The 24,398-nt window shown below is 70.7% G+C and carries 23 protein-coding genes; 14 read left to right on the forward strand and 9 right to left on the reverse strand.

The window, feature by feature from the left end; genetic code table 11:
* Window positions 1-50 precede the first annotated feature (50 nt).
* The 3 genes from ADK36_RS06280 to ADK36_RS06290 all read left to right on the forward strand — a co-directional run bounded on the left by ADK36_RS06280 (window position 51) and on the right by ADK36_RS06290 (window position 4,713).
* Complete coding sequence (locus ADK36_RS06280; RefSeq protein ID WP_107083672.1) at window positions 51-1,754, forward strand: BCCT family transporter; 1,704 nt, start codon at window positions 51-53, stop codon at window positions 1,752-1,754.
* A gap of 156 nt (window positions 1,755-1,910) precedes the next feature.
* Window positions 1,911-2,936 (forward strand): hypothetical protein, encoded by a 1,026-nt coding sequence (locus tag ADK36_RS06285; RefSeq protein ID WP_053196662.1) that lies wholly within the window; start codon window positions 1,911-1,913, stop codon window positions 2,934-2,936.
* Between the two features lie 136 nt (window positions 2,937-3,072).
* Entirely contained in the window at window positions 3,073-4,713 is a 1,641-nt protein-coding gene (locus ADK36_RS06290) for an ABC-F family ATP-binding cassette domain-containing protein (protein ID WP_048580897.1), read from the forward strand.
* Between the two features lie 25 nt (window positions 4,714-4,738).
* Here ADK36_RS06290 and ADK36_RS06295 read toward each other — a convergent pair whose 3' ends face one another.
* The 5 genes from ADK36_RS06295 to ADK36_RS06310 all read right to left on the reverse strand — a co-directional run bounded on the left by ADK36_RS06295 (window position 4,739) and on the right by ADK36_RS06310 (window position 10,252).
* Window positions 4,739-5,935: a serine hydrolase domain-containing protein gene (locus ADK36_RS06295; protein ID WP_048580896.1), complete on the reverse strand. Its 1,197-nt coding sequence runs from the start codon at window positions 5,933-5,935 to the stop codon at window positions 4,739-4,741.
* Between the two features lie 92 nt (window positions 5,936-6,027).
* Window positions 6,028-6,618: a putative glycolipid-binding domain-containing protein gene (locus tag ADK36_RS06300; RefSeq protein WP_048580895.1), complete on the reverse strand. Its 591-nt coding sequence runs from the start codon at window positions 6,616-6,618 to the stop codon at window positions 6,028-6,030.
* A gap of 71 nt (window positions 6,619-6,689) precedes the next feature.
* Window positions 6,690-9,059: a Tex family protein gene (locus ADK36_RS06305; protein WP_053196664.1), complete on the reverse strand. Its 2,370-nt coding sequence runs from the start codon at window positions 9,057-9,059 to the stop codon at window positions 6,690-6,692.
* 103 nt (window positions 9,060-9,162) lie between these two features.
* The gene (locus tag ADK36_RS50915) at window positions 9,163-9,294 is read right to left on the reverse strand and encodes an LPFR motif small protein (RefSeq protein ID WP_252100478.1); all 132 of its coding nucleotides are present in this window, start codon (window positions 9,292-9,294) and stop codon (window positions 9,163-9,165) included.
* Window positions 9,295-9,382: 88 nt separating this feature from the next.
* Complete coding sequence (locus tag ADK36_RS06310) at window positions 9,383-10,252, reverse strand: SCO6745 family protein (protein ID WP_048580893.1); 870 nt, start codon at window positions 10,250-10,252, stop codon at window positions 9,383-9,385.
* 114 nt (window positions 10,253-10,366) lie between these two features.
* On the opposite strand from ADK36_RS06310, the gene ADK36_RS06315 reads away from it, so the two are divergent.
* Window positions 10,367-11,326, forward strand: a complete 960-nt coding sequence (locus tag ADK36_RS06315; RefSeq protein WP_053196666.1) for a GlxA family transcriptional regulator — start codon at window positions 10,367-10,369, stop codon at window positions 11,324-11,326.
* Window positions 11,327-11,349: 23 nt separating this feature from the next.
* Window positions 11,350-11,985 (forward strand): DJ-1/PfpI family protein, encoded by a 636-nt coding sequence (locus ADK36_RS06320; protein ID WP_053196668.1) that lies wholly within the window; start codon window positions 11,350-11,352, stop codon window positions 11,983-11,985.
* Here the strand turns inward: ADK36_RS06320 and ADK36_RS06325 are convergent.
* The gene (locus tag ADK36_RS06325; protein WP_048580890.1) at window positions 11,972-12,727 is read right to left on the reverse strand and encodes an enoyl-CoA hydratase/isomerase family protein; all 756 of its coding nucleotides are present in this window, start codon (window positions 12,725-12,727) and stop codon (window positions 11,972-11,974) included. The genes ADK36_RS06320 and ADK36_RS06325 overlap by 14 nt on opposite strands.
* Window positions 12,728-12,795: 68 nt before the next feature.
* Here ADK36_RS06325 and ADK36_RS06330 point away from each other — a divergent pair, with 68 nt between their 5' ends.
* Entirely contained in the window at window positions 12,796-13,425 is a 630-nt protein-coding gene (locus tag ADK36_RS06330) for an HdeD family acid-resistance protein (protein WP_048580889.1), read from the forward strand.
* 174 nt (window positions 13,426-13,599) lie between these two features.
* Window positions 13,600-14,109, forward strand: coding sequence for an ATP-binding protein (locus ADK36_RS06335; RefSeq protein ID WP_048581024.1), 510 nt, complete (start codon window positions 13,600-13,602; stop codon window positions 14,107-14,109).
* A gap of 30 nt (window positions 14,110-14,139) precedes the next feature.
* Here the strand turns inward: ADK36_RS06335 and idi are convergent, their stop codons facing one another.
* The 3 genes from idi to galE form a co-directional block, all read right to left on the reverse strand.
* Window positions 14,140-14,733, reverse strand: a complete 594-nt coding sequence (gene idi / locus ADK36_RS06340) for an isopentenyl-diphosphate Delta-isomerase (protein WP_048580888.1) — start codon at window positions 14,731-14,733, stop codon at window positions 14,140-14,142.
* A gap of 185 nt (window positions 14,734-14,918) precedes the next feature.
* Window positions 14,919-15,860, reverse strand: coding sequence for a cation diffusion facilitator family transporter (locus ADK36_RS06345; RefSeq protein ID WP_048580887.1), 942 nt, complete (start codon window positions 15,858-15,860; stop codon window positions 14,919-14,921).
* Window positions 15,861-16,016: 156 nt separating this feature from the next.
* The gene (gene galE / locus ADK36_RS06350) at window positions 16,017-17,000 is read right to left on the reverse strand and encodes a UDP-glucose 4-epimerase GalE (RefSeq protein WP_048580886.1); all 984 of its coding nucleotides are present in this window, start codon (window positions 16,998-17,000) and stop codon (window positions 16,017-16,019) included.
* 329 nt (window positions 17,001-17,329) lie between these two features.
* Here galE and ADK36_RS06355 point away from each other — a divergent pair, with 329 nt between their 5' ends.
* The 7 genes from ADK36_RS06355 (at window position 17,330) to ADK36_RS06385 (ending at window position 24,395) form a co-directional block, all read left to right on the forward strand.
* Window positions 17,330-19,138, forward strand: a complete 1,809-nt coding sequence (locus ADK36_RS06355; protein WP_048580885.1) for a DUF5941 domain-containing protein — start codon at window positions 17,330-17,332, stop codon at window positions 19,136-19,138.
* The gene (locus ADK36_RS06360) at window positions 19,135-19,887 is read left to right on the forward strand and encodes a sugar phosphate nucleotidyltransferase (protein ID WP_048580884.1); all 753 of its coding nucleotides are present in this window, start codon (window positions 19,135-19,137) and stop codon (window positions 19,885-19,887) included. Before ADK36_RS06355 ends, ADK36_RS06360 begins: the two co-directional genes overlap by 4 nt.
* On the forward strand, window positions 19,875-20,936 hold the full coding sequence (locus ADK36_RS06365; protein WP_048580883.1) for an iron-containing alcohol dehydrogenase family protein: 1,062 nt from the start codon (window positions 19,875-19,877) through the stop codon (window positions 20,934-20,936). Before ADK36_RS06360 ends, ADK36_RS06365 begins: the two co-directional genes overlap by 13 nt.
* Window positions 20,914-21,693, forward strand: coding sequence for a CDP-alcohol phosphatidyltransferase family protein (locus ADK36_RS06370; RefSeq protein WP_078916157.1), 780 nt, complete (start codon window positions 20,914-20,916; stop codon window positions 21,691-21,693). Before ADK36_RS06365 ends, ADK36_RS06370 begins: the two co-directional genes overlap by 23 nt.
* Before the next feature lie 5 nt (window positions 21,694-21,698).
* A complete protein-coding gene (locus tag ADK36_RS06375) occupies window positions 21,699-22,595 on the forward strand; it encodes a glycosyltransferase family 2 protein (protein ID WP_048580882.1) in 897 nt (298 codons plus the stop codon).
* Window positions 22,596-22,693: 98 nt separating this feature from the next.
* A complete protein-coding gene (locus tag ADK36_RS06380) occupies window positions 22,694-23,623 on the forward strand; it encodes an ABC transporter permease (protein WP_048580881.1) in 930 nt (309 codons plus the stop codon).
* On the forward strand, window positions 23,616-24,395 hold the full coding sequence (locus ADK36_RS06385) for an ABC transporter ATP-binding protein (protein ID WP_048580880.1): 780 nt from the start codon (window positions 23,616-23,618) through the stop codon (window positions 24,393-24,395). The genes ADK36_RS06380 and ADK36_RS06385 overlap by 8 nt, the downstream gene beginning before the upstream one ends.
* Window positions 24,396-24,398: the final 3 nt, after the last annotated feature.

Raw genomic sequence — 24,398 nt, forward strand, 5'->3', positions numbered from 1 at the left:
AGACGACGTGGAACCGGCGTATCCACCGTTCACCGGGGAAGGTGCCGCAGATGACTGAGGATCTGAAGAAGAGAGGTGGCCGGGAGGGTCCGTCGGACGCTTCCGGCCACGGCAGCACGGACCGAGTGGTGTTCGGCGTCACCGCCGTCATCACCGTGGCCTTCGTGATCTGGGGCTGGGCGGGCACGGACTCGCTGGAGAGCGTGTCCACGAAGATGCTGAACGGCCTGATCCACAACGGCGGCTGGGCCTTCATGCTCGCCGCCTCGTGTTTCGTCGTCTTCGCGCTCTGGCTGGCGGTCAGCCGCTACGGCCGCATCCACCTGGGCGCCGAGGGCGAGGAGCCCGAGTTCAAGACCGTCTCCTGGGTCGCGATGATGTTCAGCGCCGGCATGGGCATCGGCCTGATGTTCTACGGCGTCAGCGAGCCGCTCTCGCACTACACGACCCCGCCCCCGGGCACGAACCCCGCCAACTCCGGCGAACGCATGGAGACGGCGATGGCGACCACCCTCTTCCACTGGACGCTGCACCCCTGGGCGATCTACGCGGTGGTCGGCCTCGGCATCGCCTACAGCACCTTCCGCAAGCGCCGGCGCCAGACCATCAGCGCGGTGTTCACCCCGCTGATCGGGGAGAAGCACGCCAACGGCGCCGGGGGACGGGTGATCGACATCCTCGCGATCATCGCCACCGTCTTCGGCTCCGCCGCCTCGCTGGGCCTGGGCGCCCTCCAGATCGGCTCCGGCTTCCAGGAGCTGAACTGGATGGACGACGTGAGCACCGGTCTGCTCGTCGCGATCATCGCCGTGCTGACCCTCGCCTTCGTGGCCTCCGCCATCTCCGGCATCGAGCGGGGCATCCAGTGGCTGTCCAACACCAACATGGTGCTCGCCCTGATCCTCGCGGTCTTCGTGTTCATCGCGGGCCCCACGATCATCGTGCTCGACCTGCTGCCCACCTCGATCTTCGCCTACCTCGGCGACCTGCCCCAGCTCGCCGGCCGCACCGAGGCCAGCGGTGGCGCGGGCGTCGCGGACTGGCTCGGCAGCTGGACCGTCTTCTACTGGGCCTGGTGGATCTCCTGGACGCCCTTCGTCGGCATGTTCATCGCCCGGATCAGCCGGGGCCGCACCATCCGGCAGTTCGTCGGCGGCGTCATCCTCGTGCCCAGCACCGTCAGCCTCGTCTGGTTCGCGATCTTCGGTGGTACGGCCATGAAGCTGAAGGAGGGCGGTGGGCTCGCCGGCGAGGACACCCCCGAGGGTCAACTCTTCGCCCTCCTCCAGGAGTTCCCCATCGCGACAGCCACCAGCCTGCTGGTGATGATCCTGGTCGGCATCTTCTTCGTCTCCGGAGCCGACGCCGCCTCCATCGTGATGGGCACGCTCTCCCAGCGGGGCGCCCTGGAACCCGGCCGCTTCGTCGTCGTGTTCTGGGGTGTGGTGACCGGAGCCGTCGCCGCCATCATGCTGCTCGTCGGCAGCGGCCAGGGCGACGCGCTCACCGGCCTGCAGAACCTCACGATCCTGGCCGCCGCGCCGTTCGTCCTCGTGATGATCGGCATGTGCGTCGCCCTCATGCGCGACCTGCGCCGGGACCCCATCATCGTGCGCGGCGAGATGGGCTCCGAGGCCGTCGAACTCGCCGTGATCGAGGGCCACAAGAGGTACGACGGCGACTTCGAGATCAGGGTCGGCCCGGGAGCCGGCACGGAGACGGAGGGCGACCCGCTGGGCCACGACCACGGCTGAGCGGGGCACCTGGGGGCGCAGGAGGCGAGCAGGACTGCCTCCTGCGCCCCCAGGTCCGTCAATGCGCCCCCGGCAACCCCTGAGGTGGAGCAGGGGCGTTTAGCGGAATATGTCATGCCGCGCTCATATCGGTCCCGCCGTGGGGATACTCACAGCATGTCTGCCGAGTACGCGACCTTCGGCCTGGCACCGGCGATGCGTGCCGGTGGCGTCCTCGCCAACGGTGACTACCAGGTGCACCGGGACTTCGTCGACTTCATCGTCGACGGACGCCCGCTGCTGTTCCAGCTCTCCGACCTCGACGCCGTCTCCCCGCTCGCCTCCGACGTCCCGCCCGCCATCTTCACCGCACAGGTCCGCAGCCTGCTCCTGGAGGCGGAAGCCCCGCTTCCGGGCGGCCGGTACGTCATCTACGGCTGCCCGGACTGCGAGGACCTCGCCTGCGGCGCCGTCACCGCGCTCATCGACAAGGACGGCGACGACTACATCTGGCGGGACTTCGCCTGGCAGACCGACGAACACGCCGACCTGGAGCTGAACGGCTACCACGGCATCGGCCCCTTCCGGTTCCGCGCCACCGAGTACCGTGCGGCGCTCGGCTCCCTGCTCGACCCCGACTCCGCGGCACCGCGGCGCCGCGTACTCCTCATCGGCGCCCGCGTCGCCGTCCTGGCCAAGCTCGCCGCCGCCCTGCGCACCATCGGCATCGGCGCCGAGATCACCCACGACGTGAGCGGCGTCGCCGCCGACGAACTGCGCACCTACGGCGCCGTGGCCTTCGGCCGCGGGATCGGCGCGGAGCAGCGCGCCGCCGTACGCCGCGCTTTCGCGGACGCCGGGGCCGAGGTGGCGTACGTCGACGGCCTCGCGCCGATCGTGCCGCTGCTGGTCGCGCAGATCGAACACGCCCTGGACCGCAGCCCCGCCGAACAGCGTCGCCTGACCCGGCTGGTTGCCGCCGACGGGGAGGCGGGCGTCGAGGTCACCTCTCCCTGCCGGGTCCGCCTCACCGCGTACCGCCTCGACCGTCTGTACCGCACCCACACCCACGAGGTCTTCGACGGTGTCCTGGAGGCGGGGCGGCACCGGATCGCGCTGGACGCGAAGGCGGTGAAGGGGGAGTCGTTCGTGGTGGCCCGGACGTCGGGGAGTGTGCTGGTGGAAGCGGTAGCGCTCCGCTAGGAGCGCCGCGACGAAGGTGGGTGCCGCTCTATGCCGTCGGTCGTCTGCGCCCCTCAGGGGGCGTCAAGCGCCCCGGCGATCGCGCCCCCGGAATCTCGACGCGTCCAAGGCGCTGCGGGCACTAGGATCGCCCTCTGTGACCGCAACCCTCGTCGTCAAGAACCTCGCCGCCGGCCACGGCGACCACTCCCTGTTCAGCGGGCTCGATCTCGTCGTGGCCCCCGGAGACGTGATCGGCCTGGTCGGGGCCAACGGCGCGGGCAAGTCCACGCTGCTCCGCCTGCTCGCCGGGCTGCTCGCACCGGAGGAGGGCGAGCTGCGGCTCTCCCCGCCGACGGCGACCGTCGGTCACCTCCCGCAGGAGCCCGAGCGGCGCCCCGGCGAGACCGTCCGCGCGTTCCTGGCCCGCCGCACCGGCGTCACCGAGGCCCAGCGGGTGATGGACGAGGCGACGCAGGCCCTCGTCGACGGCGCACCGGGTGCGGACGACGCGTACGCCACGAGCCTGGAGCGCTGGCTCGACCTGGGCGGCGCTGACCTCGACGAGCGGGCGGAGGAGGTCGCCGACTCGCTGGGCCTGGCGGTGGACCTGGACCAGCCCATGACGTCCCTGTCAGGCGGCCAGGCGGCGCGCGCCGGACTGGCCTCGCTGCTGCTCTCGCGCTACGACGTCTTCCTCCTCGACGAGCCGACGAACGACCTCGACCTCGACGGCCTGGAGCGCCTGGAGCGCTTCGTCGGCGGCCTGCGCGCCGGGACGGTGGTCGTCAGCCACGACCGCGAGTTCCTCACCCGCACCGTCACCAAGGTCCTCGAACTCGACCTCGCCCAGCGGCAGATCAACCTCTACGGCGGTGGCTACGAGGCCTACCTGGAGGAGCGCGAGGTGGCCCGTCGGCACGCCCGCGACGACTTCGAGGAGTACGCCGACAAGCGCGCCGCCCTCCAGGACCGGGCGCAGATGCAGCGCTCCTGGATGGACAAGGGCGTCAAGAACGCCCGCCGCAAGGCGAACAACGACAACGACAAGATCGGCCGCAAGTTCCGCAGCGAGGCCAGCGAGAAGCAGGCCGCCAAGGCCCGCCAGACCCAGCGCATGATCGAGCGCCTGGACGTCGTCGAGGAGCCGCGCAAGGAGTGGGAACTGCGCATGGAGATCGCGTCGGCGCCGCGCTCGGGCGCCGTGGTCGCGACCCTGCGGGACGCCGAGGTGAGCCGCGGCGACTTCACCCTGGGCCCGGTGACCCTCCAGATCGACTGGGCGGACCGGGTGGCGGTCACCGGCGCCAACGGCGCGGGCAAGTCGACGCTGCTGGGCGCCCTGCTGGGCCGCGTCCCCCTGACCGCGGGGCAGGCCACGCTCGGCTCCGGCGTGCTGATCGGCGAGGTCGACCAGGCCCGCAAGCTCTTCCACGGCGAGGAGTCCCTGCTGGACGCCTTCTGCGCGGCGGTCCCCGACACGGAACCGGCGGAAGTGCGCACCCTCCTGGCCAAGTTCGGCCTGAAGGCGGACCACGTCCTGCGCTCGGCGGCCACCCTCTCCCCGGGCGAACGGACCCGCGCGGCCCTCGCCCTCCTCCAGGGCAGGGGCGTCAACCTCCTCGTCCTGGACGAGCCCACGAACCACCTCGATCTGCCCGCCATCGAGCAACTGGAATCGGCCCTGGACGCCTACGAGGGCACCCTGCTCCTGGTCACCCACGACCGGCGCATGCTCGACGCGGTCCACGTCACCCGCCGCCTGGAGGTCGCCGACGGCAAGGTGACCGAACGCTAGGGCGGGTCAGCCGGAGCCGTGTGCGTCAGCGCCTGGGGTTCAGCAGGGCGCAGACGAAGTTCTCCTGCACGGCGCGCAGCTTCCGCAGCAGGCCGGGTTTCATGGCCTCGGTGATCTGGGTGGTGGCGGAGAAGGTCAGCGACCGGCGCCCGTCCGGCGTCGCGGCGATCAGCTGCGTGTAGCCGAGGGTGTTGCCGGTGTGCCCCAGCACCACACCGCACCGGGTGGTGTACCGGAAGATGGCGAGCCCCGCGGCGTTGCGCCCCGGCCCGGCGGGCTCGGACGCCGCCCCGGGGATCCAGCGCCGCTGCTCCCGTACGACATGAGGGCCGTACAACCGGCCGCCGGCGTAGCCCCGGATGAAGCGCGTCATGTCGGCCGGCGTGGAGACGATGCCGCCCGACGCCCACACGCCGGACATGCTGAGGACCTCGCTGACGTCCTCCGGCGGCTCGGGCGGGCTCACGTCATAGCCGTGCAGATAGGGCCTCGGCATCCGGTAGCCCTGCGGCAGGCTGGTCTGGCGCAGGCCCAGCGGCCGGTACACCAGCTCCTCCAGCAGCCGCTCGTACGGGGTGCGGGTGACCGCTTCGGCCATCAGGGCGACGGCGATGTTGTCGGAGTTGGAGTACTCGTACCGGGAGCCGGGCCGGAAGCGCAGGGGCTGGCCGGCGACGTAGTCGAGCAGCCGGCGGGAGTCGAACTGGTGCCGGGGGTTCGCCATGAGGATGTTCAGGAACGCCGGGGCCCGCGAGTAGTCGGGCAGGCCGCTGGTGTGGTTGAGCAGCTGGCGCAGTGTCACGGCGCCCCAGGCCCTGGGCAGGCGGGGAAGCCGCTCGCGCAAGGTGTCGTCGAGACTCAGGTAGCGGCGGTCGACGAGGGACAGCGCCACCGCGCCGCTGAACGCCTTGGCCGTACTGGCGATGCGCATGTGGTCGTGGGCGCTGGGCCTGCGGCCCGTCCTCAGGTCCGCGACGCCGGCCCGCACGACCCGGCTGCCCCTGCCGTCGTTCAGGACGGCGATGACGCCGGGCGGGCCACCCGGCGTGCGGACCAGGTCGTCGAGCTGGGACTGGAGCGCGGCGTCGGTGTGCGGTCCGGGCGCAGTGCCGGCACCCGCGGTGGCCGGGGCCAGCAGGGCCAGACAGACGGTGATCAGGGAGACCGCGCCCAGACGGGGCCCGAGCGGGGAACGGCGGCGGCGTGGGACAGGGGTCGGCATCGGTTCTCCCTGAGCGGGCGGCGGGCGGCGGGTGCCGGGCAGGCGGACTGGGCGTCCAGCTTCGCCCGCCCGGCTCCGGTCAGCCGCTCGTGCTACCGCACTCGGCCCAACGGGCCGTGCCCTCCGGATCCGCCGAGCCGCGTCGCCGCCAGCCCTGGGTAGTCGACGACCAGGCCGTCGTCGTCGAACCCGATGTCGCTGCGGAAGTCGCCGGAGACGAAGCGGACGCGGTGCCGCCCCAGGTGGGTGTAGGTCTGCCGCGAGGGGAGCACCGCCAGATCGGGTACCGACACCCAGGCCATCAGCAACTCCCGTTCCCCGGGCGCCAGATGGAGACCGTGCCGCAGCACCGGCATCGTGTTGGTGAGCGGGCACAGGCCCAGGTCGCAGTCGAGGGCGCCGTCGACTGCGGGCACGTGCTGACCGTTCGCCGTCCACCGGCCCGCTCCGTCGTGCCGCAGATCGAGCGTGCGCACGCCGCCCGCCGACTCGGCGGTCACCTGGAGCCGACGCGTCACGAAGGCGTCGGTCGTGTCGAGCTCGTACGAGATCCAGTACGGCTCCGGCACCGTACCGACCGCTCGGCCACGCCCGCGCAGGGTGTCGTCGCCGAGCTCGATCCAGGCGGTCTCGACGCCCTGGCTCTCCGCCACTTCCCAGGTGATGACATGCGACGTCGGCATGTCGTCACCCTACGGGCGAACCGGCCCGGACCGTCCGTCTCGTACCGGAGAGTCCGGGCCCGTGTGTCGGCTCAGCGCTTGCCCTTCTTGGGGTCGACCAGACCCGCGCGGCGCAGCGCGTCGGCCATGGCGCTGTTGGCGGGAGGCGGCGCCTGACGAGAGCCGCCACCGCCACCGCGGCCCTGCCGCTGCTGTGGTGGGCGTCCGCCCCGCTGCCGGCGTTCGCCGCCGCCCCCGCCGCCCTGCTGCCCCTGGGGAGCCGCCTCGTCGTCGAGACGCAGCGTCAGGGAGATCCTCTTGCGCGGAATGTCGACGTCGAGGACCTTCACCTTGACGATGTCACCGGGCTTGACCACGTCCCGCGGGTCCTTGACGAACGTCTTCGACAGCGCGGAGACATGCGCCAGACCGTCCTGGTGGACACCGACGTCGATGAACGCCCCGAAGGCCGCCACGTTCGTCACGACGCCTTCCAGGACCATCCCGGACGACAGGTCGGAGATCTTCTCGACGCCCTCCTTGAAGGTGGCGGTCTTGAAGGCGGGCCGAGGGTCGCGCCCGGGCTTCTCCAGTTCCTTGAGGATGTCGGTCACGGTCGGCAGACCGAACGTCTCGTCCACGAAGTCGTTCGCCTTCAACGACCGCAGCACGCCCGTGTTGCCGACGAGCGCGGCCACCTCCTGACCGGTGGTCTTCACCATGCGCCGGACGACCGGGTACGCCTCGGGGTGCACGCTGGACGCGTCCAGCGGGTCGTCGCCGCCGCGGATCCGCAGGAAGCCGGCGCACTGCTCGTACGCCTTCGGGCCCAGGCGGGCCACGCCCTTGAGCTGCTGCCGGGACTTGAACGGGCCGTTCGCGTCCCGGTGCGCCACGATGTTCTCCGCCAGCCCGGAGGTGATGCCGGAGACGCGGGAGAGCAGCGGCGCGGAAGCGGTGTTGACATCGACGCCGACGCCGTTCACACAGTCCTCCACCACCGCGTCCAGCGAGCGTGACAGCTTCACCTCGGACAGGTCGTGCTGGTACTGGCCGACGCCGATCGACTTCGGGTCGATCTTCACCAGCTCGGCCAGCGGGTCCTGGAGCCGGCGCGCGATGGAGACCGCGCCGCGCAGCGACACGTCCATGTCGGGCAGCTCCTGCGAGGCGAAGGCCGAGGCCGAGTACACGGACGCGCCCGCCTCGGACACCATCACCTTGGTGAGCTTCAACTCCGGGTGCTTGGTGATGAGTTCACCGGCGAGCTTGTCCGTCTCACGGGACGCCGTGCCGTTGCCGATCGCGATCAGTTCGACCGCGTGCTCCTTCGCCAGCCGGGCCAGCTTGGCGATCGCCTCGTCCCACTTGTTGGCAGGGACGTGCGGGTAGATGACGTCGGTGGCCACCACCTTGCCGGTCGCGTCGACCACGGCGACCTTGACGCCCGTACGGAAGCCCGGGTCCAGGCCGAGCGTCGCACGCGTGCCGGCCGGGGCGGCGAGGAGCAGGTCGCGGAGGTTCGCCGCGAACACGCCCACGGCCTCGTCCTCGGCGGCCGTGCGCAGCCGCAGCCGCAGGTCGATTCCGAGGTGGACGAGGATGCGGGTGCGCCAGGCCCAGCGGACCGTGTCCTTCAGCCACTTGTCGGCGGCGCGGCCACGGTCGGCGATCCCGAACTTCCCGGCGACGATCCCCTCGTACGACGAAGGACCCTCGGTCGGCTCCTCCGGCTCCAGGACGAGGTCGAGGACCTCCTCCTTCTCACCGCGCAGCATCGCCAGGACGCGGTGCGAGGGCAGTTCGGTGAACGGCTCGGCGAAGTCGAAGTAGTCGGCGAACTTCGCGCCCGCCTCCTCCTTGCCGTCGCGCACCTTGGCGGCCAGCCGCCCGTGCACCCACATGCGTTCGCGCAGTTCGCCGATCAGGTCGGCGTCCTCCGAGAACCGCTCGGTGAGGATGGCCCGGGCGCCCTCCAGGGCGGCCTGCGCGTCGGCCACGCCCTTGTCGGCGTCGACGAAGGCGGCGGCAGCGGCCGACGGCTCGACGGTCGGGTCACCGAGCAGCCCCTCGGCGAGGGGCTCCAGCCCGGCCTCCCGCGCGATCTGCGCCTTGGTCCTGCGCTTGGGCTTGAACGGCAGGTAGATGTCCTCCAGCCGCGCCTTGGTCTCGGCGCCGCGGATCCGGGCCTCCAGCTCGTCGGTGAGCTTGCCCTGCTCGCGCACCGATTCGAGGATCGCCGTCCGCCGCTCCTCCAGCTCCCGCAGATAGCGCAGCCGCTCCTCGAGCGTGCGCAGCTGCGCGTCGTCGAGCATCTCGGTCGCTTCCTTGCGGTAGCGGGCGATGAAAGGCACCGTCGAACCGCCGTCGAGTAGCTCCACGGCAGCCTTCACCTGCCGCTCTCGTACGCCGAGCTCCGCGGCGATCCTGCCTTCGATGGACCCTACGAGGGGTGTCGTCACGATCCCGTCCCGCCTTCTGACTGAGGTTGCGCGGCAATTGTGGCAGGTAGCACCGACAACCGGGGATCAGGGCGGCGACTCGGCCGGTCGTGGCGGGACGGAATCAGGCCCTGCGACTGCGTGTACTGCTCGAGGCACCGCCGAAGAGCCGGGCGAGAGCCCGGAACGGCAGCGTCACGACGGTGGCGATCGCGCCGCCGATCTGCCGGAGCACGTCTGCGATTGCACGAAACACGTGAATACTCCTTCCTCGGGTCGAGGACCGAGTACCGCGCTCCGGGCCCTCTATTCAGCCCGTCCGGCGCTTGAGGACGAGGCCGTTCTCAGCCCTTGCCGATCAGGTCCGCCGGAAACGCCCCCGCCACCACCGCCGCCCGAGCGAACTCCCCACCGAGTTCCGTCAGCCGTGCGACCCCCTCCGCCCCGAGGTGCTCGTACGGTGCTTGATCGAGGCGGTCCGTCTCGGACTCGATCTCCTCGCGCAGGGCCACCCCCTCCGGCGTCAGGTCACCGGTCTCGTCCAGCAGACCGCGCTCACGCAGCCGACCGGATGCCGCGTCCCAGTCCTCCTGGCTCCAGCCGCGCGTGGTGAACACCCACTTCGGCGTCATGCCCTTGCCGGTCGCCGTGTGGGTGACGACGGCCTCCAGTCCGTCGAGCCCAGCCGCCATCAGCACGGCGAGATGCCCGTCACCCCGGTGCTCGCGCAGCAGCGTGGTGGCGTGGAAGTACGCCAGGTGCGGCTCCTTCGGGACCGGCAGGTCCGCGTGGGCCGAGTACAGCGGCCGTGCGTTGCGCGAACAGGCCTCCGTGGCCCGGAGCGCGAGCCGCGCGGCATCCGCCATCTCCGGGGACGCCACGCAGTCCTCGCCCAGCAGCCGCCGCAGCGCCGCGTCGACCGCACGCGCGCGTGCCGTCAGTACGGCCTCGGGTGAGGCGATCGCCCAGACCGCGGGTACGTGCCGGGCCACCAGTTCGTGCTTGTAGTTGTAGAACGTCGCCGTCACCGCGCCCGCGCCGACCGGTCCCAGCGCGGCGGACCGTACCGCGAAATTGACGGCCTTGGGATGCGTGATCCCGAGCGCGCCCAGCTCCTTGCCCAGCTCGGGGGCGAAGTAGGACGTCGCGTGCAGGGAGTTGAGCATGTGGTGGCAGCGGCGGCCGGCACGGGGTTCCAGGGCGGCAGTAGTCATTCCAGGAGGTTACCAACCGCTTGGTATGTCGTTTCCCGTGCGCGAGGGCCCATGGCAGAAAAGGTGGGGAGCTCGTCATTGTGGTCATGCCGCCGCTCTCGAAGAATCGAAGGCATGGCGCAGCGAACCGTTCTCTTCGTTCTCTTCGACGGTGTACAGAGCCTCGACCTGACCGGCCCGCTGGAGGTCTTCACGGGGGCCGAGAAGCACCGCCCGGGCACCTACCGCCTCCGCACGGCCTCCGTGGACGGCGGCCCCGTCCGCACCTCCAGCGGCCTGACCGTCGTACCGGACGCAGCCCTCGCCGACGTGTCAGACCCGCACACCCTCCTCGTCCCCGGCGGCGAGGGAACGCGCGGTCCCCAGCCTGCGCTGACCGACTGGCTGCGCGAGCACGGGCCCCGTGCCGAGCGCCTGGTCTCCGTCTGCACCGGCGCGATCCTGCTCGCCGCGGCGGGCCTGCTCGACGGCCGCCGGGCCACGACCCACTGGGCGTACTGCGACAAGCTCGCCCGTGACCACCCCGCGGTCGAGGTCGACCCCGACCCCATCTACGTACGTGACGGGCGCGTGGCGACCTCCGCCGGCGTCACCTCCGGCATCGACCTCGCCCTCGCCCTGGTCGAGGACGACCTGGGCCGCGACGTCGCCCTCGGCATCGCCCGCCACCTGGTGGTCTTCCTGCGCCGCCCCGGAAACCAGGCCCAGTTCAGCGCCCAGCTCGTCGCGCAGACCGCCCAGCGCGAGCCCCTCCGGGACGTCCAGCGCTGGATCACCGAGCACCCCGACGCCGACCTGAGCGTCGAGGCACTCGCCGCCCGCGCCAGCCTCTCCCCGCGCCACTTCGCCCGCGCCTTCCAGACCGAGACCGGTATGACCCCGGGCCGCTATGTGGACCGGGTCCGTCTAGAACACGCCCGCCGTCTCCTGGAGGACTCCGCCGACGGCGTCGAGGAGATCTCCCGCGCCAGTGGCTACGGCACTCCGGAGGCGATGCGCCGCGCCTTCGTCAAGGCCCTCGGAACGGCCCCCGCCGAGTACCGCCGCCGCTTCCGCCCCGCACCGGCCCACTGAGACCCCTGCTGAAAGGAAGCACCATGCAGATCGCGATGGTCCTCTACGACCGCTTCACCGCCCTCGACATCGTGGGGCCCTACGAGGCGTTGAGCCGTCTCCCCGACGCGCGGGTCGACTTCGTCGCCGAGACTGCGGGGCCCGTGCGTGCCGACACGGGGTTCCTCGCGCTCATGGCCGACAAGGCCCTCGCGGACGTGCCGCACCCCGATGTGGTCGTGCTCCCGGGCGGACCCGGCACCTTCGCCGAGATCGAGAACGAGGTCCTTCTGGAGTGGCTCAGGACAGCCGACGGCACGAGCACCTGGACGACCTCGGTCTGTAGCGGTTCGCTGCTCCTCGGCGCCGCGGGACTCCTGGCGGGCCGCCGCGCCACGTCCCACTGGCTCGCGCTGGACTTCCTGCCGCAGTACGGCGCCGAGCCCACGGGTGACCGGGTCGTCGCGGACGGCAAGTACATCACCGCGGCCGGTGTCTCCTCCGGCATCGACATGGGCCTGACCCTGGTCGGGAAGATCGCCGGTGACGAACACGCCCAGGCCGTACAGCTGTTGACCGAGTACGACCCGCAGCCGCCCTACGACGCAGGTTCCCCGCAGAAGGCGCCCGCGTACCTCGTCGAGGAGTTCCGCACGAACAGCCGCTTCAGCCTGATGTAGGGACGTTCCAGGTGAAGCGGGGCTGCCGGCGCTCCAGGAACGCGGCGACGCCCTCAGCCCGGTCGCCGCTTCCGCGCGCCTGCTCCGCCCAGTGATCGTCGCGATCGGTGCGCCCGTCCGCGAACTCCTTCGCCGCGGCCTGCGTCAGCTGCGAGCGCGACACCAGGATCCGGGTGAACTCCGTGACCCGCCCGCCGAGTTCACCCTCGGGCAGCACCTCGTCCACCAGGCCCGTACGCAGGGCGCGCTCCGCGTCGATCAACTCGCCCGAGAACAACAGGTACTTGGTGGTGGACGGCCCCACCAGCGACGCCAACCGCCGTGTGGAGGACGCCGCATACACGATCCCGAGCTTCGCCGGCGTCACCCCGAACAGCGCCCCCTCCTCGGCGAACCGCAGATCGCACGCCGCCGCCAACTGCGAACCGCCGCCCACACAATGCCCCCGGATCGCCGCCAGCGTCGGCTTCGGGAACGCGGCCAGCGCCTCCTCCGCGGCCACCGCAAGCCCTTGCGCCTCCTGGGCGGACCCCTGGAGCGTGGAGATGTCGGCCCCCGCGCAGAACGTGCCGCCCTCGCCGGTCAGCACCAGCACCCGTACGGCAGGATCGGCGGCCAGCGTGCCGAGCAGCGGCGGCAGCGCCCGCCACATCGCCGCCGTCATGGCATTGCGCTTGGCCGGATGGTGGATGACCACGGTGGCGACCGAGTCGGTGACGCTGTGCGGCAGCTGGGGCTCCATGCTCGGATGCTAGCCGTACCGCCCGACCGTACGATCAAGAAGGGGGTCGTAGCCGGAGGAGGCCCCGGATGCCGGGAGACAGGGACGAGACCGCCAGGTTGAGCCGCGGCTTCGGCTGGCTCGCCGCGCTCGGCGTGATCCTGGTCCTCGCGGGTCTCGTCGGCCTCGTCTACACCGGCCTGGCCACGCTGACCTCGATGATCCTTTTCGGCTGGCTGCTGCTGATCGGCGGCGTCGTGGGGCTGCTGCACGCGATCCAGGCGCGGGGCAACAGCTTCTTCTGGCTCGGGGTCGTGGTCGCGGCGCTGAACATCGCGGCCGGGGTGGTCGTGATCCGCACCCCGGAGGCGGCGGCCGAGGCGCTCACCATGTTCGCCGCTCTGCTGTTCCTCACCGGAGGGGTGTTCCGGCTGGCCGGCAGTCTGGTGGTACGCGGTCCGCAGTTCGGCTGGACGCTGGTGCAGGGCGCCTTCGGCCTGCTGCTGGGCATTCTGGTGCTGGCCGACTGGCCGAGCAGCAGCAAGTACGTGATCGGGACCTTCTTCTCCCTCGCCCTGCTCTTCGACGGCCTCGGCCTGATCGCGACCGGCTACGGTGGACGCCGTGTCGTCAGCATGGTCTCCGAGCAGCTGGCCACGGAGAGTGACGGGCGGGACGAGCCGGACGGCGGCGGCGCCAAACCCGTACAACCCGAATAGTTCGTGAAGTCGGCACAAGCGGCGCCAGAGCGGTCCCACAACTGACCGTGTCATACGCCAACGGTCAGAAACGCTCGATACCCGCTGACTTCTGTTCAGTTCTACGGTCCGGACCTGCGCGTTACCAACACTCTACGTGTGGTGACAATCGAGCGCGAGGGTGGCGACCGGACGATGGAGAACCACGGGCGCGGGTCCGGCCCACGCCCAGGAGTTGGCGCGGACGAGCCTCTCGTCCAGCGGCCGCCGAATCCCCTGCCGTACGAGGGCGTCTGGCGGTTCACCGCCCCAGCCGTCGACGCCTCGGTCCCGCAGGCCCGGCACGCCGTACGGGACCTGCTGTACCGCCAGGGCGTGCCGGTTTCCGACGATCTGGTGCAGGGAGTGTTGCTGATCGTGTCGGAGCTGGTCACGAACGCCGTCCGGCACGCGGCGCTGCTGTCGCCGACACTGGCCGTGGAGGTCGCCGTCGGCGCCGAGTGGCTGCGGGTGTCGGTGGAGGACAACCACCCCTACCGCCCGACCGCCCTGGAGGCCGACCACGGCCAGACCGGCGGACGCGGACTGCTCCTGGTCCGCGAGGTGACCCGGGAGGCGGGCGGCGTGTGCGACGTCGAGCACACGGCGACCGGCGGCAAGGTGATCTGGGCCGCCGTCCCGCTCAAGCCCGTGCGCGTGCCCTAGGCGTGTTGCGCAAGTCGTCGTCGGCGCTGGTCACCAGCCGGCCGACGGGCCCGTCAGCTCCCTGACCGCGGGGCGGGCCGCGTCGAGGACGGTCATGAACCAGGACGAGAAGGTGTCCTTCGCGTGCCGCTCCGCCAGTTCGGCCGGGGTCACGAAGGCCGTCTCGCCGACCTCCTCCGGGTCCGGCCGCGGCGGGGACTGCACCAGGCCGACGAAGAGGTGGTTGTACTCCTGCTCCACCAGGCCCGAGTCCGGGTCCGGGTGGTTGTAGCGGACCGTGCCCGCCTCGGCGAGCAGCGACGGGGAGACACCGAGCTCCTCGTGCGTCCGGCGGGCCGCGGCCGCGAAGGGGGCCTCGCCGGGGTAGGGGTGGCCGCAGCAGGTGTTGGACCAGACGCCGGGGGAGTGGTACTTGCCGAGGGCCCGCTGCTGGAGCAGCAGTCGGCCCTGCTCGTCGAAGAGGAACACGGAGAAGGCGCGGTGCAGCTGTCCGGGAGGCTGATGGGCGGCGAGCTTCTCGGCGGTGCCGATCGTCACACCGTTCTCGTCGACTAGTTCCAGCAAAATCGCGTCTGCGGTGCCGTTCGACGGACTGTGCGTCGCGGTGGCAGGTGTGATCGGCATACCCATCCTTCGCCTCGGTTGCGCCCCAAGTGTGCCGTACGAATCCGGCACTCCCGGCAGTTGATCGTGCCCGGCGCGGCGGGTACGGAACCGCACAAAGGGGCGCTGTGGGCATGAGGACGCCACCGACCACCGGATCGCTGCATTCCGTCCGTACTGACGTCTTGTCGGACCGTACGGTTGTTTCAGTGACAGAGCCGGGCCTCGTGCTCCGCGTGCCCGACCGGCTCCAGCTGGAAGGTGCAGTGCTCCACGTCGAAGTGGTCGCCGAGGCAGCCCTGGAGCTCGTGCAGCATCTTCTCGTGGCCGATCGCGTTCAGGGCGTCGGAGCGCACCACCACATGGGCGGACAGCACCGGCATGCCGGAGGTGATCGTCCAGGCGTGCAGATCGTGAACGTCCTCGACGCCGTCCAACGCGAGTATGTGGGCCCGTACCTCCGCCATGTCGACGTCCTTCGGGGCCGACTCCAGCAGTACGTCGAGGGTCTCGCGCAGCAGCTTGAAGGTGCGCGGCACGATCATCAGGCCGATGACCAGCGAGGCGATCGGGTCGGCGGCCTGCCAGCCGGTGGTGAGGATCACCGCCGCCGAGATCAGCACCGCGAGCGAGCCCAGCGCGTCCGCGGCCACCTCCAGGAAGGCACCGCGCACGTTCAGGCTCTCCTTCTGGCCCCGCATCAGCAGCGTCAGCGAGACCATGTTCGCGACCAGGCCGATCGCGCCGAAGACGATCATCAGGCCGCCCTCGGTGTCCGCGGGCGTGAAGAACCGCTGGATCGCCTCGTACAGGACGTAGCCGCCGACGCCGAGCAGGAGCAGACAGTTGGCGAGGGCGGCGAGGATCTCCGCGCGGGCGAAGCCGAAGGTGCGTGTCGTGCTCGGCGGCCGGTTCGCGAAGTGGATGGCGAGCAGGGCCATGGACAGGCCGAGCGCGTCGGTCGCCATGTGCGCCGCGTCCGCGATCAGGGCGAGCGAGTCCGCGGCCACACCGCCGACGATCTCGACCACCATGACGCCGAGCGTGATCGACAGCGCGACGCGCAGCCTTCCGCGGTACGCGGCAGCCGCCGTACCGGTCGTCGGCACGTGCGAGTGCCCGTGCCCGTGATCGTGCCCAGCCCCCATGAGAAAGCCGCCCTTCCGCGGTCCGTGCGACGATCGGAATTTCCGTCCGGGGTCACAGTCAACTACGGGTGGGGGGTATCGGGCAACGCGGCACTGAACACCGTTGTCATGTGCTCTGACCTGCGGAAACGATCCGCAGGTCAGGACGTTGCATGATCAGCCGCCCGCCCGGCCGCCGTGGTGCAGCAGCCACCCCTGCCACGCCGACTCGACCATCTCGCGTACCCCGCGCCGAGCCGTCCAGCCGAGCTTCTCGGCGGCCAGCGCGGCCGAGGCTACGGCGCGCGGCGCGTCCCCCGGGCGCCGGGGCTCGACGACGGCGGGGCGCGCGTCGCCGGTGACCTCGCCGATGACGGTGATCAGCTCACGGACGGAGACGCCCGCACCGCTGCCGATGTTGACCGTCAGATCACCGCTCGCGTCCGCCCCGGTGAGCCGCCGGGCCGCCGCCAGGTGGGCCTCGGCGAGGTCGGCGACATGGATGTAGTCGCGGATGCAGGTGCCGTCCGGCGTCGGATAGTCGTCGCCGAAGATCCGCGGGGCCTCGTCGCGGGTGAGCCGGTCGAAGACCATGGGGACGATGTTGAAGACGCCCGTATCGGCCAGCTCGGGCGAAGCGGCGCCCGCGACGTTGAAATAGCGCAGGCACACGGTCGCGATGCCGTGCGCCTGACCCGCCGCCCGTACCAGCCACTCGCCGGTGAGCTTGGTCTCGCCGTACGGGTTCACCGGCGCGCACCGAGTGTCCTCCGTGATGAGATCCACATCCGGGTTGCCGTACACGGCGGCGGACGACGAGAACAGGAACCGCTTGACCCCCGCCTCGGCGACCGTTTCGAGGAGCGTGCCGAGACCGCCCACGTTCTCCCGGTAGTAGCGCGTCGGCTGCGCCACCGACTCGGCGACCTGCTTGCGCGCCGCGAGATGCACCACACCCGTCACCCCGTGCTCGGCGAACACCCGCTTCAGCAGGTCACCGTCCAGCGAGGAACCCTCGACGAGGGGGAGGTGGGCCGGGAGCCGCGCGGGCCGGCCGGCCGAGAGATCGTCCAGTACGACGACCCGCTCCCCGGCGTCGGTCATGGCCCGCGCCACATGTGCTCCGATGTAGCCGGCTCCGCCTGTGATCAGCCATGTCATGGTCGACCACCCTATGCCGGGGCACCGGCGCGGCACGCAATGTCCTCGATGCCCCGGTCTGGTAGCGCGAGTTTGTGGGCAGGCCCCGCAATCCCCGATGATGATCGCGGCAAGGCTCTGGGCAAACCACGTTGATCGTTCCGCCGAACGGCCGGTGAACGTCGGCTTCCCATCATCCGATAGCCTCTGCCGACACGCCGCCCGGCGGGCCCTGTCGTCCAGTTGACGTCGGCCGGGCGACGCCCGGCACGCCAGAGCCCCCGGCAAGGGGCGCCGCCACCATGAACATGACCGGCGCGGACGCGTCGGCACCCAGGGAGTGAGTTCGGTTGTCGACCGCCATCCTCACCGGTCAGCCGGTCCCCGGATCGTCGATCGAGGGCGATCTGCGGTCCCTCGGCTACGACGTGCGGGTCGCTGCCGACGCCGCCGACGCCGAGACGCTCCTCGCCCAGGTGCCCGGCGACCAGCGGGTCGCCGTCGTCGATGCCCGCTTCGTCGGCCACCAGCACGCGCTGCGCCTCGGCCTGACCGACCCCCGCTTCCCGCTCGCCGCGATCCCGGGCGCCGTGACGGCCCAGCCGGCCGGCCGCCAGGCCCTGACCCGTGCGATGGCCCGCGAGAACTCCGCGGGCGGCGGCACGGCGGTGGCCGTCGACAGCCTCGCCGACCGCATCGTCACCGCCCTCGAGGACGAAGGCACCGACGTCCACCGTCCCGAGCTCGGCAGCCTGGTCGCCGCCGTCCCGGCCGACCCGCAGGCCCGCAACGAGGCACGGCAGTCCGTCGCCGCCGTCGACGACGAGGCCGTACGCCTGAAGTCGGCAGTGAAGTCCCGCGACGGCTTCTTCACCACCTTCTGCATCAGCCCGTACTCCCGCTACATCGCCCGTTGGTGCGCCCGCCGGGGCCTGACCCCCAACCAGGTCACGACCGCCTCCCTGGTCACCGCGCTCATCGCGGCGGGCTGCGCGGCCACGGGCACCCGGGGCGGGTTCATCGCGGCCGGCTTCCTGCTGATCTTCTCGTTCGTCCTGGACTGCGCCGACGGCCAGCTCGCCCGCTACTCCCTCCAGTACTCCACGCTCGGCGCCTGGCTGGACGCCACCTTCGACCGGGCCAAGGAGTACGCCTACTACGCCGGCCTCGCGCTCGGCGCGGCCCGCGGCGGCGACGACGTCTGGGCCCTCGCCCTCGGCGCGATGGTCCTGCAGGCATGCCGGCACGTCGTCGACTTCTCCTTCAACGAGGCCAATCACGACGCCACCGCCAACACCAGCCCCACGGCCGCCCTCTCCGACAAGCTCGACAGCGTCGGCTGGACGGTGTGGGCGCGCCGGATGATCGTCCTTCCGATCGGCGAGCGCTGGGCGATGATGGCGCTGCTGACGGCGGTCACGACGCCCCGGATCACCTTCTACGTCCTCCTCGTCGGGTGCGCCTTCGCAGCGACCTACACGACGGCGGGCCGGGTGCTGCGGTCGCTGACGCGCAAGGCGCAGCGGACCGACCGGGCCGCGCAGGCGTTGGCGGACCTGGCGGACAGCGGGCCGATCGCCGAGGCGCTGGCACGCGTACTGTCCAAGCTTCCCGCCAAGCCGCCGTTCGGCGCCCGGATCCTCGTCGCGGTGCCCGGCGCGGCCCTGCTGGTTCTCGCGGCGGTGCTGGAGCCGTACGGCAGCGTGCTGCCGGTCGCGGCGGCCGCCCTGTACGCGCTGACCTCGGCCGCCGCCGTCGCGCTGCCCCTCAAGGGCGCCCTCGACTGGCTGGTCCCCCCGATCTTCCGCGCCGCCGAATACGGCACCGTCCTGGTCCTCGCAGCCAAAGCGGACGTGAACGGAGCCCTCCCTGCGGCTTTCGGGCTGGTGTCGGCTGTCGCCTACCATCACTACGACACGGTCTATCGCATCCGCGGCAACGCGGGCGCGCCCCCGCGCTGGCTGGTGCGGTCGATCGGGGGACACGAGGGCCGCACGCTGGTGGTGGCCGTACTGGCGGCGCTGCTCACCGCCTCACAGTTCAAGGTCGCGCTCACGGTCCTGGCCGTGGCCGTGGCCCTGGTGGTGCTCGTCGAGAGCATCCGCTTCTGGGTGTCCTCCGGGGCGCCCGCCGTACACGATGAAGGAGAACCCGCATGATCGGCCTCGTGCTGGCGGCCGGCGCCGGACGGCGTCTGCGCCCCTACACCGACAGCCTTCCCAAGGCTCTGGTGCCGGTGGGGCCCGCGGGCATAGAGGGCGAACCCACGGTTCTCGATCTGACCCTCGGCAACTTCGCCGAGATCGGTCTCACCGAGGTCGCGATCATCGTCGGCTACCGCAAGGAGGCCGTCTACGAGCGCAAGGAAGCGCTGGAGCAGAAGTACGGCCTGAAGCTCACGCTCATCGACAACGACAAGGCCGAGGAGTGGAACAACGCCTACTCCCTGTGGTGCGGTCGTGACGCCCTAAAGGACGGCGTGATCCTCGCCAACGGCGACACCGTGCACCCGGTCTCCGTCGAGAAGACGCTGCTCGCCGCCCGCGGTGACGGCAAGAAGATCATCCTCGCCCTGGACACGGTGAAGAGCCTGGCCGACGAGGAGATGAAGGTCGTCGTCGATCCCGAGAAGGGCATGACGAAGATCACCAAGCTGATGGACCCCGCCGAGGCCACCGGCGAGTACATCGGCGTCACCCTCATCGAGGGCGATGCCGCCCCCGAGCTGGCCGACGCGCTGAAGACCGTGTGGGAGACCGACCCGCAGCAGTTCTACGAGCACGGCTACCAGGAGCTCGTCAACCGCGGCTTCAGGATCGACGTGGCGCCGATCGGCGACGTCAAGTGGGTGGAGATCGACAATCACGACGATCTCGCCCGTGGACGGGAGATCGCGTGCCAGTACTGACCCGGCTCATTCCCTCGCCGGTCGTCGTGGACATCCGCCCGGGTGCCCTCGACGACCTGGCCTGTGTGCTCGCCGACGAGCGCATCTCGCACTCCGGCAAGCTGGCCATCGCGGTCAGCAACGGTTCGGGTGCCCGGCTCAAGGAGCGGCTCGCTCCGGCGCTGCCCGGCGCCAGCTGGTACGAGGTCGGCGGCGGCACCCTGGACGACGCGATCCGGCTGGCCGGTGACATAAAGGCCGGCCACTACGACGCGGTCGTCGGACTCGGCGGCGGCAAGATCATCGACTGCGCCAAGTTCGCCGCGGCACGCGTCGGCCTGCCCCTGGTCGCCGTACCGACGAACCTCGCGCACGACGGCCTGTGCTCCCCGGTCGCCACCCTCGACAACGACGCGGGCCGCGGCTCGTACGGTGTGCCGAACCCGATCGCGGTCGTCATCGACCTCGATGTCATCCACGAGGCCCCGGCCCGTTTCGTGCGGGCCGGCATCGGCGACGCGATCTCCAACATCTCCGCCATCGCCGACTGGGAGCTCGCCCACCGCGTCAAGGGCGAGAAGATCGACGGCCTCGCCGCCGCGATCGCCCGGCAGGCGGGCGAGGCGGTACTGCGGCACCCCGGCGGTATAGGGGACACCGGCTTCCTCCAGGTGCTCGCCGAGGCGCTGGTGCTCAGCGGTATCGCGATGTCGGTGTCGGGCGACTCCCGCCCGTCCTCCGGTGCGTGCCACGAGATCAACCACGCCTTCGACCTGCTGTTCCCCCAGCGCGCCGCCGCCCACGGCGAGCAGTGCGGGCTGGGCGCGGCCTTCGCGATGTACCTGCGCGGAGCCCACGAGGAGTCGGCCTACATGGCCGAGGTGCTGCGTCGGCACGGGCTGCCGGTACTGCCGGCGGAGATCGGCTTCACGGACGACGAGTTCGTCCGCGTCGTGGAGTTCGCTCCGCAGACCCGGCCCGGCCGCTACACGATCCTCGAACACCTCGACCTGACAACCGACCAGATCAAGGACATCTACGCCGACTATGTCAAGGCCATCGGTAGCTGAACTCCGCCCCGTCGTTCACCCCGCGGGGGTGAAGGACCGGCGCAGCGGTGAGCACTGGATGGGACGCCTCTACATGCGCGAGGTGTCCCTGCGGGTCGACCGCTACCTGGTGAACACCAGGGTCACGCCCAACCAGCTCACGTACCTGATGACCGTCTGTGGTGTCCTCGCGGCCCCGGCACTCCTGGTGCCGGGGATCCCGGGGGCGGTGCTCGGCGTGGTCATGGTCCAGCTCTATCTGCTGCTGGACTGTGTCGACGGCGAGATCGCGCGCTGGAGGAAGCAGTACTCGCTCGGCGGGGTCTACATGGACCGCGTCGGCGCCTACCTCACCGACGCCGCGGTACTCGTCGGCTTCGGTCTGCGCGCCGCAGACCTGTGGGGCAGCGGCCGTATCGACTGGCTGTGGGCGTTCCTCGGCACCCTGGCCGCGCTCGGCGCGATCCTGATCAAGGCGGAGACCGACCTCGTCGGTGTCGCCCGGCACCAGAACGGGCTGGCCCCGGTCAAGGAGGCCGCCTCCGAGATGCGCTCCTCCGGCATGGCGCTGGCCCGCAAGGCCGCCGCCGCGTTCAAGTTCCACCGTCTCATCCTCGGCATCGAGGCGTCCCTGCTGATCCTGGCCCTGGCGATCGCCGACCAGGTCCGTGGCGACCTGTTCTTCTCCCGGCTCGGCGTCGCGGTGCTGGCCGGCATCGCGCTGCTGCAGACCCTGCTGCACCTCGTGTCCATCCTCGCGTCGAGCAGGCTGAAGTGAGCGGCATGGGCTCAGCACCCGGACCCTCACCGAAGGTCGGCGCGGTCATCATCACGATGGGCAACCGCCCCGACGAGCTGCGTGCCCTCCTCGACTCGGTCGCCAAGCAGGACGGCGATCCGGTCGAGGTGGTCGTGGTCGGCAACGGCTCACCGGTGCCGGACGTCCCCGAGGGCGTCCGCACGATCGAGCTGCCCGAGAACCTCGGCATCCCCGGTGGCCGCAACGTGGGCATCGAGGCATTCGGCCCCAGCGGTCGTGATGTCGACATATTGCTCTTCCTCGACGACGACGGCCTCCTCGCCCACCACGACACCGCCGAGCTGTGCCGCAAGGCGTTCGACGCCGACCCGAAGCTCGGGATCGTCAGCTTCCGCATCGCCGATCCGGAGACCGGCGTCACCCAGCGCCGCCATGTGCCGCGGCTGCGGGCGTCCGACCCGATGCGCTCGTCCCGGGTCACCACGTTCCTGGGCGGCGCCAACGCCGTCCGCACCCAGGTCTTCGCCGAAGTCGGCGGGCTGCCGGACGAATTTTTCTACGCCCACGAGGAAACCGACCTGGCATGGCGGGCCCTCGACGCGGGCTGGATGATCGACTACCGGTCCGACATGGTGCTGTACCACCCGACGACCGCGCCCTCGCGGCACGCGGTCTACCACCGCATGGTCGCCCGCAACCGCGTCTGGCTGGCCCGCCGAAACCTTCCGGCTCCCCTTGTCCCGGTCTATCTGGGCGTCTGGATGCTGCTCACCCTCGCCCGCCGCCCGTCCCGACCCGCCCTCAAGGCATGGTTCGGCGGTTTCCGGGAAGGCTGGACCACTTCGTGCGGTCCCCGCCGGCCCATGAAGTGGCGTACGGTGTGGCGGCTGACTCGACTGGGCCGACCTCCCGTCATCTGAGAGGCTCGGTCCTTGAGAGCCCCCGGGCCCCGTCCGGGCCCCAGGTTCATGCCCATGCCCGCACAGGCTGCGCATCTCGAAGACGAAAGTTTCCACTGGTGAGTGAGACAACGCACGACGGCGGAGTCGCGGTGAGCGCGCCTCCGTCGCCCGACGAGGGACTCGCGGCGGCCGAGCTGGCCGCCAAGTACGGGCTGACCGTGAGCGGCGCCCGCCCCTCGCTGTTCGAGTACGTCCGCCAGCTCTGGGACCGGCGGCACTTCATCCTCGCGTTCTCGCGGGCGAAGCTGACCGCCCAGTACAGCCAGGCGAAGCTCGGCCAGCTCTGGCAGGTGGCCACCCCGCTGCTGAACGCGGCCGTGTACTTCTTCATCTTCGGCCTCATCCTGAACGCCGACAAGGGCATGCCCAAGGAGGTGTACATCCCGTTCCTGGTGACGGGCGTGTTCGTGTTCACCTTCACTCAGAGCTCGGTGATGGCCGGCGTCCGCGCGATCTCCGGCAACCTCGGTCTGGTCCGCGCCCTGCACTTCCCGCGCGCCTCACTGCCGATCTCCTTCGCGCTCCAGCAGCTCCAGCAGCTGCTGTTCTCGATGATCGTGCTGTTCGCGGTGGCCCTGATCTTCGGCAGTTACCCGGCCCTGTCCTGGCTGCTGATCGTCCCGGTGCTCCTCCTGCAGTTCTTCTTCAACACCGGCCTCGCGATGATCATGGCCCGGGCAGGAGCCAAGACGCCGGACCTGGCGCAGCTCATGCCGTTCGTGATGCGTACGTGGATGTACGCGTCCGGCGTGATGTTCTCCATCCCGATCATGCTGGAGGACAAGCCGGACTGGATCGCCACCGTCCTCCAGTGGAACCCGGCCGCGATCTATATGGACCTGATGCGCTTCGCCCTCATCGACGGCTACGGCTCCTCGAACCTGCCCGACCACGTCTGGGCCGCCGCCCTCGGCTGGGCGCTGCTGTTCGTCGTCGGCGGCTTCGTGTACTTCTGGAAGGCGGAGGAGAGGTACGGCCGTGGCTGAACAGAAGACGGATGCTCCCATCCCCACCGTCATCGCGGACGAGCTGCACATCGTCTACCGCGTCAACGGCGCCAAGTCCGGCAAGGGCAGCGCCACCGCCGCCCTCAGCCGCATCGTCAAGCGTGGCGAGGAGCGGGGCGTGCGCAAGGTGCACGCCGTCAAAGGCGTCTCCTTCGTCGCCTACCGCGGTGAGGCGATCGGCCTGATCGGTTCCAACGGCTCCGGCAAGTCCACCCTGCTGCGCGCCATCGCCGGCCTGCTCCCGGCCGAGAAGGGCAAGGTCTACACCGACGGCCAGCCCTCTCTGCTCGGTGTGAACGCGGCGCTGATGAACGACCTCACCGGCGAACGCAACGTCATATTGGGCGGGCTCGCCATGGGCATGTCCCGTGAGCAGATCAAGGAGCGCTACCAGGAGATCGTCGACTTCTCGGGCATCAACGAGAAGGGCGACTTCATCACGCTGCCCATGCGCACGTACTCGTCCGGCATGGCGGCCCGGCTCCGCTTCTCCATCGCCGCCGCCAAGGACCACGACGTCCTCATGATCGACGAGGCGCTCGCCACCGGCGACCGCAAGTTCCAGAAGCGCTCCGAGGAACGCATCCGCGAGCTGCGCAAGGAAGCGGGCACCGTGTTCCTCGTCAGCCACAACAACAAGTCGATCCGCGACACCTGCGACCGCGTCCTGTGGCTGGAACGCGGCGAGCTGCGGATGGACGGACCGACGGACGAGGTCCTCAAGGAGTACGAGAAGTTCACGGGCAAGTAGTCC

The sequence above is a fragment of the Streptomyces viridochromogenes genome (assembly GCF_001270495.1).
Lineage (GTDB): Bacteria > Actinomycetota > Actinomycetes > Streptomycetales > Streptomycetaceae > Streptomyces > Streptomyces viridochromogenes_A.